At 49.5% G+C, this 14,206-nt stretch carries 10 protein-coding genes and 1 pseudogene; 4 read left to right on the top strand and 7 right to left on the bottom strand.

Annotation, left to right across the window (positions count from 1 at the left end):
* Positions 1-19 precede the first annotated feature (19 nt).
* The 7 genes from bchD to AB1757_17735 form a co-directional block, all read right to left on the bottom strand.
* Positions 20-1,960, bottom strand: a complete 1,941-nt coding sequence (bchD, locus tag AB1757_17765) for a magnesium chelatase ATPase subunit D (GenBank protein ID MEW6128889.1) — start codon at positions 1,958-1,960, stop codon at positions 20-22.
* Positions 1,961-2,178: 218 nt separating this feature from the next.
* Positions 2,179-2,577 carry a VOC family protein gene (locus AB1757_17760; protein MEW6128888.1) on the bottom strand — a complete coding sequence of 133 codons (399 nt, stop codon included), beginning with the start codon at positions 2,575-2,577 and terminating at the stop codon, positions 2,179-2,181.
* A 123-nt stretch (positions 2,578-2,700) separates the two neighbouring features.
* Positions 2,701-3,648 carry a cysteine synthase A gene (cysK, locus tag AB1757_17755; GenBank protein MEW6128887.1) on the bottom strand — a complete coding sequence of 316 codons (948 nt, stop codon included), beginning with the start codon at positions 3,646-3,648 and terminating at the stop codon, positions 2,701-2,703.
* A 99-nt stretch (positions 3,649-3,747) separates the two neighbouring features.
* A complete protein-coding gene (locus AB1757_17750) occupies positions 3,748-4,614 on the bottom strand; it encodes a hypothetical protein (GenBank protein MEW6128886.1) in 867 nt (288 codons plus the stop codon).
* A gap of 17 nt (positions 4,615-4,631) precedes the next feature.
* Entirely contained in the window at positions 4,632-5,552 is a 921-nt protein-coding gene (locus AB1757_17745) for an FAD:protein FMN transferase (GenBank protein MEW6128885.1), read from the bottom strand.
* Positions 5,553-5,783: 231 nt separating this feature from the next.
* Entirely contained in the window at positions 5,784-7,091 is a 1,308-nt protein-coding gene (locus tag AB1757_17740; GenBank protein ID MEW6128884.1) for a Gfo/Idh/MocA family oxidoreductase, read from the bottom strand.
* Positions 7,092-7,105: 14 nt separating this feature from the next.
* Positions 7,106-8,371: a Gfo/Idh/MocA family oxidoreductase gene (locus AB1757_17735; GenBank protein MEW6128883.1), complete on the bottom strand. Its 1,266-nt coding sequence runs from the start codon at positions 8,369-8,371 to the stop codon at positions 7,106-7,108.
* A 395-nt stretch (positions 8,372-8,766) separates the two neighbouring features.
* Between AB1757_17735 and proC the strand changes: the two genes are divergently transcribed.
* From proC to AB1757_17715, 4 genes and pseudogenes are all read left to right on the top strand, one after another.
* Positions 8,767-9,582: a pyrroline-5-carboxylate reductase gene (gene proC / locus AB1757_17730; protein MEW6128882.1), complete on the top strand. Its 816-nt coding sequence runs from the start codon at positions 8,767-8,769 to the stop codon at positions 9,580-9,582.
* 353 nt (positions 9,583-9,935) lie between these two features.
* Entirely contained in the window at positions 9,936-11,708 is a 1,773-nt protein-coding gene (locus AB1757_17725) for a DUF885 domain-containing protein (protein MEW6128881.1), read from the top strand.
* A gap of 317 nt (positions 11,709-12,025) precedes the next feature.
* Positions 12,026-12,633 (top strand): annotated as a pseudogene (locus AB1757_17720) (transposase).
* A 34-nt stretch (positions 12,634-12,667) separates the two neighbouring features.
* Positions 12,668-14,164, top strand: coding sequence for a hypothetical protein (locus tag AB1757_17715; GenBank protein ID MEW6128880.1), 1,497 nt, complete (start codon positions 12,668-12,670; stop codon positions 14,162-14,164).
* Positions 14,165-14,206: the final 42 nt, after the last annotated feature.

The following is a 14,206-nucleotide window of genomic DNA, read 5'->3' as shown; positions in this document are numbered from 1 at the left end:
TTAAAATTTCACGGCTCTCTCAGCCTAGCGTTTCAACCTGCCGTAATCTATTCGTAAATGAACTGATATTCTCATAAATATGTCGTCCTTCAGCGCGTGGTAAATAGATGTACTGAGCGGCAAGCGTCGCGGCTAAATTTCGCCCGTCATTGTTTGCTAAATAATTCGCGCGGGTGTCGATAACCACAGACGTGATAAAGGTCTCTTTTAACAGCAGACCGAGTTGACCAAGTTCTTCTTGAAGTAAAGCCGAACTGTTTTTTGATTTTTCATTTCTCTTACCCAAACCGATATTGGCTCTGCCATCCGTAAACAGCAACAAAACAGCCTGCGAAATCTCTTGCGAGTGCGCCTGCCCGGCAACCTCTATCGCTTTAATCAAAGCGGCGGCGAGCGGTGTGCTACCACCTGTCGGGATGGCATCAACAGCCCGCTTGGCTAATTCAACGCTGCGCGTCGGCGGCAAAACCACATCAGCCTGATTGCCGCGAAAAGTGAGCATCGCAACCTTGTCGCGGTGAATATAAGCTTCTTGCAATAAATGGGTCATCGCGCCTTTAGCCTGTGCCAGGCGATTTAAAGCCATGCTGCCACTTGCATCAACCGCGAAAATAAACAGGATTCCGGATTTTTGTTTGAACCGCTTGAAACGCAAATCTGCCGCAGTGATTTTAATTTTGGCGTTCGCTGCTGTCTTCTCAACTTCAGCCCGACGCTTTTGCCAGGCAGCGGCGGCGCGAATGGTCGCGGCAACCGCAATTTTTTTCGTCGGTGTTTTTTTAGCAAACGCGCGATTGCTGCGCCCGCGCATCAGATTATTTTTTTCGCCGCGTTTTCCCGTAGTAGCTTTTTGTCTGCGAATCGGTTGCTGTTGATTGGTTGACAGCGCCGCCAAAAAATCTTTTGGCAAAAAGGCATCCATTGCCTGAATGATTAAATTTTCAATCGGGTTGGAGCCTGCTGAGTTTTGAGAATTTGAAGGCGAGTCCCTGTGATTTTGCGCTAAAGTCTGTTCAAGCCCATTCAGGTTTTGCTCACCAATTGATTGATTCTCGGAATCAGAATTTGACTGTTCCAAACGCTCATCAAAATCCGGTAAACGCCGGGCACGGGGCAATAGAACCAGTTGAATTGCCGCAATCAAATCTTCATCATTTACAGATTGTCGATTTTTGAGTGCGGCGTGCGCCATTGCCGCTCGCGACGCAAAAATATCCGCCTGATTGCCTGCGATTCCAAGACGCAAAGCAGCCGCAGACAAACGTTCAATACCTTCTCGCGAAAGTGAAATTTCCGGCAGCAGCTTTTTTGCCTGCGTTATTTGCCTTCGCAAAGCGCGCATCTCATCTTTAAATTCTCCGGTAAAATGCTTCGCCGTTTTTTCAAAATGCAAAACCCGTTTGGTGATTTCGAGGCGCTCATCGAATGAATTTCCCCCATCGGTTTCAACAATCAATCCGACCCGCTCACGAAGCAACGAACTGACCGCGCGTTCTTGAGCGCAGTAAGCGCCGATGAACACGAAACTGGCTGCTGTAGCCAGACTCAAGCCATCGCGTTCGACATTCACCGCCTGCGTGTCCAGCGCAGCAGCGATTTTATCTATCACCTTCGCCTCAAGCATCGCCGCATCATCGGCGTATAAAATTCCGCTATCAGCCTGCGCAAGTAATCCTTTCGAGAATATTTTTTTTCCGGTTTTCAGGGTGCGCTCAAAATCCAACCCGCCGAGCAAACGGTCTTCGGTGACGCCATTCGGGATTTCGATAAACGGCAGGCGTTGAGATATTGAATCGGCAAAAATCATTCGCGCAGTTCGCGCCAGCAAACTTTTTCCCGAACCAAACGGCGCAGAAATCAAAACCCCTTTCAAACGCCGGTCAATCGCAAGCAAGATCAATGCAAGCTTTGCTTGTTCGTTGCCAACGATTGCCGCAAATGGAAAGTCAGGGTTTTGCATTTCGTGTCGCATAAAAAATTAACAGGGATAGACAGGATGAACAGGATTTTTTTCGGACGTGATTCAATATCGTATTGAAGCCACACTTGCACTGACCGAATAGCCTTGATGACTTTATAAACGATCAAACCGTGCGCGGTCGAGGGATTCAAAATGAGGTAATTTCACATATCACTTTTTCTCTATCCCGGCTATCTTCTGATTGAATCTCCGTTGATTTAACCCAACCCTTTTAGCGGTTGCCCGAAGGTGAATTCGACTTGATGCCCGTCGGGGTCGCGCACAACTGTCCAATAACCGACTGCGCCGCCTGTGAAGGTCGGCGGCTCAACCAGTATGTCTTGTTGGCGAGCCGTTTCTGCTATCTCATCAACCTGTTCTTTCGACTCGCATTGAAAACCGAGATGCTCCAAAAGATTTTTCACTTCGCCTTGCATCAATACCAGTATGAATGTCGGGTATTCACCTTCCGCCGGTTCATAACCGAGCCACACCGTTGAACCACCTTGTTTACGCCGGTCAAGCAAGAGTTGGAGTCCGCAAAAAGATGTATAAAATTGAATGGAACGTTCAAGGTCACTGACAACCGCCGTAATGTGTGTCCAACGCGCTGGCATGGTTCCTCCTTAAAAGAAACGATGAAGTCGGAACGATGAACGATGAACAAATTCAAGGTAACAGGCTTCATGGCAAAAATTCGCTCTTTAGTTCATCGTTCCGACTTCATCGTTCATCGTTTCTTACCCCTCTTCTTCGCAGGCAAAAAAATCTGTGGAAAGATAACGCTCGCCTAAATCCGGCAGTAAAGCAACGACGCGCTTGCCGCTTCCGAGTTCATTTGCAACCTTCAATGCCGCCCATAAAATTGCGCCCGATGAAATGCCGCACATAATCCCTTCTTCACGCGCCAACCGTCTGGCAATCTGTTTTGAATCTTCGTACTCAACCGGAATAATCCGGTCAATGATTTCAGTATTCAAAACCGGCGGCACAAATCCCGCGCCGATGCCTTGCAGCAAATGCGGCTGGGCGATGCCGCCCGAAAGCACCGGCGAATCTTTTGGCTCGACGGCAACGATTTTGACATTGCGCAGACGTTCTTTTAAAACTTCGCCAACCCCTGTGATGGTTCCGCCGGTGCCAACGCCGGCAACGAATGCGTCAAGCATCGCGCCAGTGTCTTCAATGATTTCCTGAGCCGTCGTGCAACGATGAATCGCCGGATTGGATTCATTGGAAAATTGCATCGGCATAAAACTGTCGGGCAATTCGTTTAACAACTCTTGCGCTTTATCAATCGCGCCTTTCATATCCAAAGCTTTCGGCGTCAGGATGATTTCCGCGCCGAGCGCCCGTAAAACTCTGGTGCGTTCGACGCTCATCGAATCGGGCATGGTTAAAATCAAGCGGTAGCCTTTCGCTGCCGCGGTCATCGCCAGCCCGATGCCGGTGTTCCCCGAAGTCGGTTCGACAAGGGTAGTTTTTCCGGGCGCAATTTTGCCTTCGCGTTCCGCCGCATCAATCATCGCACAGGCGATGCGGTCTTTGACGCTGCGCATCGGGTTGAAGGATTCGAGTTTGACTAAAACTTCGGCTGAGTTTGCTGCGGGCAAACGGTTGAGGCGAACTAAAGGGGTGTGTCCGATGGTTTCAAGTATGCTGTTACAAATTTTTGGTCTCTCAGACATTCAATGATTCCTCCACGATTCGCTGTGAAGAATAGCTGAGAGAAAAGGCGAAAGGCAAAGCGGTTCATCAGCAAGTCATCAGTTGCCGAAGGTGAAAAATCACCAACCGGTGGCAAACAGGTTTCTGGCGGCTTTCAACCCACAACGTTGATATTGATTGTAGGCTTGGGCGGCGCGTTCGCGAATCTGTTCGCCGCTCTCCTCAGCCAGCCACCCATCAATTGCGCTGCGCAAAATGTAACTTTCAGGAGCCATCAGTCCCGTCGTCCATAGCAGCGGATTTGCGCCCGATGCCCGAAGCGGCGCAGCGAAATAATTTTTACTGATACAACAAAGCATCAAGGCGTCGCGGCGTTTGTCGTTCTGTTTTTTCGGAAAAGATTCAAGGTTGAAATCCATCAAACCATCGTGCCCGACATAAGCGATTAAATCGGCGTTGCCGCCCACGTTGATTGCCGTATCTTGATAAACGGTCGTGTCGCGTTTATCACCGGCTGCATAATTAAAAAAATCAACGATGCATTGTTTAATCTCGCTGCCGCGATAGGCATCAGCGATGAGATAGACCTCTCTGGTTTTATGTTTGAAAACGCATCGCTCCAAAATAACTTCATTCGGGTTTAAGGTAGATGAGATAAGTTTCCACGAAGAACTTTGATTTTTGAAAAAGGCTTTCACACCAAAAGCCGCGCCCCAGTAAAGGTTATTCTGCAAATCCTCACCATTTCCCAAACGCGCAGGCACCGGCACAATGCCTTGATTGACGTTGTCACACAAGGCAACCAATAGGTGAATCACTTTGCCCGAATGCGTTTTTGCGGCGCGCGGCTGAGGGTTCGCAGGCGTTGATGAATCTGTCGCAGTCGTTGCGGCGCTTGCCGGTAAAGTGGTGTTGCGATTTGATTGGCAATTGAGTATCGCCGCAAGCGCAAGGCAGAGGGCAAAGATTATCGGCAAGCTTTTCATATCCGTTTTAACACCGCTTAATTTTTCAGGTTCCCGAATATTCCGTCAATCTCATCAACCACCAACCCTTGATAATCGGGAAATCGCGCTTCAAATGTCGCGAACCAATTCTTTGAATGAATCATCAAGGCTTTGGTTAAGGCTTCGCATACCGCCGCATCCTGACCAACGACGGCTGCGGCAAGCGTCCGGGAAATGGATTCGCCGGTAACGGGGTTGATGAGATGCCCGAATCGCTTTCCATCCACAACAAAAGATTTGCCGTGAATCGCTGAAACCGAAAGACAATGATTCGCCAGATGAATGTAAACAGGTGTTTGCTGTTTGAATGGTTCAGGGAGTTCGATGCGCCAGAATTTTTCAGCAGGCGGCGTGCCAATCGTCGCCACCGAACTGGTTCCGCCATGCAATAACGCGCTTTGAATGCCATTTTCTTTGAGCAAATCAATGGCGCATTGCACCGCGTAACCTTTGCCGAATCCGCCTAAATCAATTTCCACGCCTGCCTGTTTAAAGTGAATGGCGAATGTCTCATCATCAAATTCCAGGTGCTGCATTCCCGTGAGGCGTCGCGCCGATTCCAGTTCATCAGCAGTAGGCACGCCGCCTTGCTCGCGAATAAATCGCCAGGCGCGCATCAACGGGGCGATGGTTATATCGAATGCGTTATCGGTTTTTTGATGAAGCGCGGCGCAATCTTTCAGGAGTTTAAACAGACGCGGTTCAATTTTTACGAAATGATTGGCGGCGTTGCGGTTGAGATAGTTGATTTCGCTGGCGTTTTCGTAAAAGCTCAATTGCTGTTCGAGCCGTTCGATTTCGCCTAAAGCCTCTTCTCCGGCGGCAACCAGACGATTCTTATTTTCACCATACATCACCAATTCAAACCGCGTCGCCATCGCGCGAAGTGACAGGGTGACAGGTGAAAGTTGATTCATTCGCTTAGCTTATTGCAATTTCTTTTTTCCTGCGAGTAATAATGAAACCGCAGAGGACGCAGTGGATAACGTAGAGGGCGCAGCTTATTCCCGGTGCCCTTACTCGCTCTTGAATGCGTCAACGAGTGTTAATCGAAACGTAGAGAATAGAATGCAACCTCCGCGTTCCTCCGCGCTACCTACTGCGACCGCTGCGGTTTCACTATTTGTTTAACCGTCTCGCCGTTTTTCTCAACTCATCTTTCGATTCGAGGCGTCGAAATGCAACATCTTGCCTTTGCGATAAGACATCTCAGCCATCGAAACCACCGCTTGCACACGAATCGCCAATTCAATGTCGCAACTTGGCGGCGTATTGGTTCGCAAACTGTCGATGAAATTTTTCTGATGTTTGAGATGGCTTTCACCCGAATCGGGCGGCGTTTCGTCCTTCGCTTCGACCTCATCGACGAACGGGCGTTCAGGTTGCAAATCGACTTTGCCGCCACCGAAAAGCAGATTGGCTTTTTGCCCGCGAATCACATCTTCAACGCCGCGCTCGTTAATCGTCGAACCGGCGACATAAATCATCACGCCGCTCGGAAATTCCACCATCATCATGGTCGTATCAGCGACATCACGCGGTTCGCCATTGCCTTTGTCGCAATCAGTCAAAATGCCGCCAAGACAAGCGACGCTTGAGGGAAATTCATTGAGCGCCATCGCCAGCATCAACGGATGCAAGCGATGGGGCCAGAGGTCGCCAATAATGCCATTGGCATAATCCCAATATTTGCGCCAGCGAAAATAGCGTTCGGGACTCCAATCGCGTTTCGGCGCTTTGCCGAGCCACATCTTCCAATCCACCGTCTGTTCGGTCGCCGCCGGGTCTAGCGCATAATTCCACTCGCCTTTCGGATTGTTGCGGCAATAGCTTGCCTGCGCCCAGAGCAGCCGTCCGAGTTTGCCTGATTTAATCACCTCGCGGGCTTTGTGCCATTTCGGGTCGCTGCATCCGTGTGAACCGACCTGCACCAAACGATTGGTCTTCTTTGCCATGTCGTAAACTTTGAAGGCTTCATCCAATGTCCGCGTCATCGGTTTTTCCAGATAAATATGTTTGCCTGAATCCAAGGCATCGACAGCGATTTGTCCGTGCCAGTGGTCAGGCGTGGCAATCACCACGACATCGATGTCTTTGCGTTCAAGCAAGCGACGATAATCGGTGTAAGCCGAACTATCAGGTAGACTAACTTTCGCTTGATTATCACGACGACGTTTTTCAAACACATCACACACCGCAACGACTTCGACATTCTCTTTGTCGGTTAAACTTTTTATGATCGATAAATGACTGCTGCCCATCCCTCCGAGTCCGACGAAGCCATAGCGAATCCGACCGTTTGCGCCAAGAATGCGCGCATTGGCAGGCGCGTTGATGGTGCTCGCTTTGGCATTGAGATTTGCGCCCGCAAACACCGTTGCCGATGCGATACCGGTTGCCTTGATAAAATCGCGTCGGGTTAAATCGTCAAAGTTTTTCTTCTTCTCTGCCATCATCTCCCTCCCTTAGGTTATTTGAGTTCAAATAAACTTTTGTCTAAAACCAGGCGGTTCCCCGCCAAAATCGCTTCATTGGTTTTGATTGCTAAAACCGTTGCCTGATAAGCCTCCATCGCGCCACACGCAAGCTTCTGATTTTCTCTGATGCTGCGCGCGAAATTTTCAAAAGCGCGATAGATCGCCGTCTGCGTTGGTTCGAGCGCGCCTTCTTTACCGGGTTCCTTGCCCGCTTCCAATAACTTTGTCGCATCGGCAACCATGCAGATGGTTGATTCGTTATGCACCTCTTCTTTTTTCGCGTAAACTTCCCAACCGAGAAGCGGCGAATCGGCTTCTTTCATCATCCAGCCGCGCTTTTCGCGCATCATTAAACTGGCGTTGCTGCCTTGAAAAAGCGTGAAGGATTCGCTGAATGAACTCACCAGCGTCATGGTCAACATCAATTTCACGTTGTTGGGATATTCGAGAAAACCTTGAACGGTATCGGGAGTTTCGCGTTCATCTTTCCAATTGATAATCGAACCAAAACCACCAACAGCGGTTGGCAAGCCTTTTAAATACCAGTTCACCAAATCGAGTTGATGAACGCCGATTTCGCCTGCAAGTCCCGCCGAACTCGTTTTATAAAGTCGCCAGTTCAATTCGCGTTCGCGTTCGGGCGTCGGCGCTGCGCGTCGCCAACTGAGTTTCTTATTCCACTGCGCGACCACCTGCGCAGGGGTTCCGAGCACCCCCGATTTGACGAATTGCAAAACGTGGTTGTAGAGCGCATTCGAGCGCCCTTGCAGTCCGGCTTGGAAAATCTGTTTGCTGGATTGCGAAGCCACAAGCGCAATCGCTTTTGCGTCTTCGATGGTGCTTGCGAGAGGCGCTTCGCAATAGACGTGCTTTCCGGCTTGCAGGGCTGCAAGCGCAATCTCTTTATGTTGATGTGAAGGGGTGCAAATGACCACGGCTTCGACATCCGATGATTCCAGCACTTTTCGATAATCGGAAAAAGACCCCGCTTTCGGCGCAATCTCCAGTCCACGTTTCAAATAAGCTTCATAAGTGTCGCAAATCGCCGTGACCTGAGCGGCTGGCAAACGCGCCAGAGTCGCTAAAACTTCTTTGCCCCATTGCCCGATACCGATGACGCCGATTTTTACCGGCGCGCCCGCTATCTGCGGGGTCTGATAGAGTCCGCTTGCCAATAATTCCTCTTCACTAAAAACCGCCAGCATGGCGGCGGTGGTCAACTTGATAAAATCTCTGCGGTCAATCGAGTCGTTGCTCATCTCCCTCTCCAACGGCGTTGATTGGTGAATCTTCCCCAAAAAACGGGGGATTCTCCTCAACTCAAACCCGGGTTACAGATTTGCGGAATCGAAGTTCCGAGATGTGCAAGCCATGTGCCTGATTTGCGGTAATAGATGGTGGTGCATAAAACTGGGATTGGCTTTGGAGTGCGATGACTTGTCATCGCTTTTCATTAGCTGTATGCCTGCTGATTGGATGCCATTATTGCCAGAGCACTTACGCCAAAGCGGCGACCAGTCGCCGCACTCCAAAAAAAAATCATACTTTTAATCGCACCCCGCCATGTGCCTGATTTGCGGTTATAGCTTTTATCCGCAGCATCCGTCTTGCTATGATTCAGGTTTATTCCCCGGACAATTTTGGAGTGTGATTTATGTTAAAAGAGAAAAAGCTGGCAGTGCTTGGGGCGGGCAAACTCGGAGAGACCTTAATTAAAGGGTTGCTTGAAGCCGGTGTGATTGATGTCGCAAACGTTACCGTCACGGCTGCTCACCTGCCACGACTTGAACAGTTAAAAGAACGGTTCAATATTCGCGGCACCCTCTCAAATGTCGAAGCCGTAAGCGACGCCGACATCATTTTACTGAGTGTCAAACCGCAGACCGTACCCACCGTGCTCACAGAGATTGGCGATAAACTGAAACCTTCGCAATTACTCATTTCGGTAGCCGCATCGGTGAGCATCGCGTTTATTGAAAAGCATATCGCCGCCGATGTGCCGGTCATTCGCGCGATGCCAAATACTGCATCGCAAATCAACAAAGGCATGACGGGTATTGCCCCCGGCACCCACACGAGCAAAGACCACACGGCGCTGGCGAAATTCATCTTCGCTTCGGTGGGTCGTTGCGTGGTTGCCGACGAAAAACATATGGATGCAATAACCGGGCTTTCAGCATCGGGTCCGGCGTTCATTTACATCATCATCGAATCCTTAGCCGAAGCCGGTGTCAAGGTCGGTCTGCCGCGTGATGTCGCGACAGAGCTTGCGGCGCAAACCGTGGTCGGCGCGGGGTCGATGGTTCTGGAAACCGCCGAACATCCGGCAAAATTAAAAGACACCGTGACCACCCCCGCAGGCTGTACGATTGACGGCATCCTGGAACTCGAAGAAGGCGGGTTGCGCGTCACTTTGATTAAAGCGGTCGTCAAAGCCACGCATCGCGCCAAAGAATTATTGGAAGTTTGAAACATTAGTCAATCCAGGTTGCTCGTTCATTGAACTGCGCCGGAGGCGTAGCGGAAATTAGCCAGCGGCTGCGCCACAGGCTAATTTCCTTTGCCCCTTTGGGGCATTGGCAATTGCGCATTACAGCAAATATCCGTTGCCTGATTTCCTTTGCCTCTTCAGCGCGCTCGGCTACTCGCAACCTGGATTCGTTAGTTCGTCTGATTGTTCCAATGCCTCACGCAGTTTAATATAAATCCGAAGGATATGATTTTAAGGTGATAGAAAAACCGACGTGGATTTTACGAACGACTAACCGAAACCTGAAGAACATCTACCAACAGAGTCTTGACTTAAACGCTGATTCAGCGAGAATGAAGAAAAAAGCCCGTGTTTACAGGCTTTTTGAAATTCTCGTTGTCATCATCTTAGGGGTTGGCAATTTTGCTCCTACAGTTACACTCGCACAAAAGACCGAAGATAAGACGGCGATGGCAGCAGCCGATTTCCCAAAATTCGTCGATGAGTATTTAAGCGATTTGCATTCGCGACATCCTGCCCTGGCGGCAGCAAGTGGTATTCACGCCTGGGACGGCGGGCTGGAAGATTATAGTTATACAGGTATCAATGCCGAGGTTTCCGCAATTAAAAAATTTCAGGAACGGCTTGCCAAAATTCCACCGTTGCAACTCTCAAGTTCCGATCTTTTCGATTATCAAATCCTCGCCTCGAATATGAAAGCCCGGCTTCTGGAGTTGGAACAGATTCAATCCTTTAAACGCAATCCGTCAATTTATTGCGACACGATTTCCAACTCGCTTCTGCAAATCGCCATGTATGAATACGCGCCTGCCGATTCGCGACTACGTCACCTCATCGCCAAAGAGAAGTTGATTCCTGAATTAATCGACGCGGCGCGCGCCAACATCAATGGCATTCCAGCAGTCTTTTTAAAAGTGGCAATTGAAAATTTCAAAGGCACCAACGATTTCATCCAAAACGATTTGCCGCAAGCCTTCGCTACGGTAAAGGATGCAAAGTTACAAAGCGAATTTAAAAAATCGACGAAGACCGCAAGCGAGGCGATTAGTCGCTATATCAAACATCTCGAAAAAACCAAAGCGGACAGCACGGTTGCGTTTGCGATTGGCAAAGCCAATTTTGAAGCCAAGCTGCGTTACGAAGAAGGCATCGACATCGCGGTTGATACCTTGCTCAAAATCGCTTACCGCGAACTTCGCAAAACCCAAGATGAGTTCCGCCAGGTATGCGCCAAAATCAACCCCAAACTCGACCCTCTACTGGTCTGGGCTGACGTTCAGCGAGAACATCCGAAAGCCGGAACCTTGGTTGACGAAGCGCAGAAGCAACTCGACACCTTGAAAAAATTCATTGAAGAAAAACAGCTTGTCACCATACCGCAAGCTGTGCCGCCTGTAGTGTCTGCGACTCCCGATTTTATGCGCTGGTCAACCGCGAGTATGTGGACGCCCGGAGCCTTTGAAGCGCGCGCTCTCACATCCCGTTACCTCATCACCGACGTTGACCCGAAATGGACGGAAAAACAGCAGGAAGAATATCTCGGCTCCATCAACTACCCGCAGTTGTGGTCAACGTCGATTCACGAAGCCTATCCCGGTCATTACCTGCAAGGCGTTTATCTTTCGCGGGTGCAATCGAAAGTGCGCAAGACTGCGGCGTTTGCGCCCGCAAGTTTTGTTGAAGGCTGGGCGCATTATACCGAACAGATGATGCTTGAAGAGGGTTTCGGCAATGGCGACCCGAAAATCAAACTCGGACAACTCGCGGATGCCCTTTTGAGGCTTTGTCGATTCGTGGTCGGCATACGCCTGCACACCGAAGGTATGAAGATTGAAGACGGCACGCGCTTTTTTATGGAGCATGCCTTTATGGGTGAAACGCCTGCGCGCCTTGAAGCCGAGCGCGGAACTTTTGACCCGACTTATCTGGTTTACACGGTTGGAAAACTCATGATTTTGAAATTGCGCGAAGATTACCGGCGCTTTCACAAACAGGATTATTCATTGCAGGAATTTCATGACCGTTTGCTTTCAATCGGACAGGCACCGCTCTGGGTTTATCGCCAGGCTTTGATGCCCGGCGATAAAAGCAAACTGCTGGAATAACAATAAATTTTCATGTTCTTTTCCTGCCTCCGAAATTGGAGGTCAAATAACAAACTTAAATACATGGAAATTTTTACGCTACAACATTGTAATTATTACTTTGTTTAGAAATATCCAGGTATTTTTAGCGTATGCAATCATCCGTTTTTATTATCAAACCGCTACATCAACTATGGCATCTCGATTGCCTCAATATCTATTGAATTGAGAATATTACGGTAAACATTTCCAACTCACTCTGTGGTAAGCATAACTAAAGTAAGAGCGTGTTTTGAAATTGGGTGAGAATCAGCAACGACAGGTAAACTGTTATTGCGATGAACAAAATACCGTATCGAACTGCTCTCACCGATGAGCAGTTTCCACTGCTTAAACCGATGTTACCACTTCCTGCGACTCGTGGTCGCAAACGCAAGGTGGATTTGCGTGACGTGATGAATGCCATTTTCTATTTACTCCATACCGGCTGCCAGTGGCGCAACCTCTCACCTTCGATGGCGGCAAAAAGATCAACGGGCGCAAACGCCATATTCTCGTCGACACCATCGGTTTGTTGCTGCTGGTGGTCGTGCATAGCGCCGCCATCCAAGACCGTGATGGCGCGAGGTTGGTGTTGGCCAAAGTGCGCGAGCGCTTCACCCGCCTGCGCTTAATCTGGGCGGATTCTGCCTACGGCGGCCAATTGGTCGAATGGGTCAAAGAGCAAGTGCGGTGCGTACTGGAAATTATCCGCCGCCGTGAGGAGGTTGCTGGTTTCGAGGTCTTGCCACGTCGTTGGGTTGTGGAACGCAGTCTGGCGTGGATCAGTCGCTGTCGGCGTCTGAGCAAAGATTATGAAGCACGGACAGAAAGCTCGGAGGCCTATGTTTACTTGGCGATGATTCATTTAATGCTCAAACGCTTGAAGCCAACAACTTCAGGTTAATTTCAAAACACGCTCTGAAAGGAAAACTATTTAATTGGAAAAAGCGCATCTATGGTCTGCCAGGCGAATGGTCTACAGTCGTCTTTTTGTGTGGTTTGCAGCGGCTTTGGTTATTCTAGTCTGCATCATTCGTTTTGCGCAGGCTCCGTCCTTCTGGCTCGACGAAGCCTGGATTGCGGTTGAGTTGCGCGAGCCGTCACTGCAATCCATATTTTCCCGCTTACCCAAAGGGCTTTATTTTCCACGTCTTTATTTATCCGTCATAGCCGGACTACGAGAATTGCTCGGTTATCGGATATGGGCGCTGCGACTCCTGCCGTCACTGTTCTTTATCACCGCTACGATGTTTTGGGCGCGGCTTTTGGCGAAACGTTGTGGCGCTCTCCGGTCAACTAATCTGCTAGCCGGGTCTTTATTAATCGGCTCATTCTTCTGGCTCGAGCAAGCTATTGAACTCAAACCGTATTCACTTGATGTTCTGGTTGCCTTGATTCCATTTCTTCTCTCGGACCATTTTTATGAATCCGGATTGTCGCAGGGTAGCAATAAAACGAAACTCATTTTACTGACCTGCCCTGGCTTTTTTTCTTATACCTATCCGCTGGTTTTACTGGCTCGCGTCTTGGGGTGGTATCTGCGACCGTCAGGTCAACGGCGCTGGAAACTGTCTGGGAAAGCCGTATCTATTTTCTTGGGATTCATCGCGCTCGGTTTTATCAGTATCTACATAACCGATTATCAATTTAATTTCAAAGACAGCGCCGCTTATTACTTATACTGGGACAAATGTATTCTGCACGCACAACTGCGGGACGGCATCGGCAGTAGTTTGCGATTGTTGGGTGATTTCTTTTGGGGTTGGCATAGCGGTCGTTTACAGCCGTTGGTATTGGCGGCAATTGTGCCGCTGCAAATTCTCGGCTTATATCGGGTTTTAAGCCGATGGAAGACTGCTGCGCCTGACGATGCTCACTGGGGGTCGAGAAGCCTTGGGGCGCTGGCGTTATTATCAGGCATCATCCTCGCAAGCCTACTGGTAAACTACCCAATCTGTGCCGGACGGCTATTGCTATTTGCGCAAGTGCATTTACAGGTTTTAGCTCTCGAAGGGGTGTTATTGCTCCATAGTTCATGGAACAAACACAGAGCGGCGCAAATTTTCATTTATGCCTCTATTGCGGTCATTGCCGTTTATTCAGTCCATAGATATGTTCGATTTATCGGAGAGGAGCCGCGCGAGAATCTCCGCGTGCTTTTGCCATTAATCAAACCTGAGATGGCAAACACCATTTGGGTCGAACCATGCGCTGTCGGGCAGGTCAGGAGTTTGCCTGACCCTCTGCCCGTCGAGAACATTATTCTTAAAACCAGAGAGCAGAATCCGCCACTGGGAGAGCGCGTTTGGGTTTTATGGGCAAACGTGAGTGACGAAGATTGCCAGAGGCGTTTAGATGAGCTTCGCGCGCAGGCTCGAAACTGGCAAGTTGTCCATGAAGGTCCGGGGCGTGGATTAGCCTTAGCGCAATTTTGAGGCGAAAGATTTTACGAAATTTTGATCCTCCTGTCAGACTGT

It is taken from the genome of Acidobacteriota bacterium (assembly GCA_040754075.1).
Lineage (GTDB): Bacteria > Acidobacteriota > Blastocatellia > UBA7656 > UBA7656 > JBFMDH01.
The sequence above is the reverse complement of the archived record's forward strand: the minus strand, read 5'-3'. Positions and strand labels throughout refer to the sequence as shown.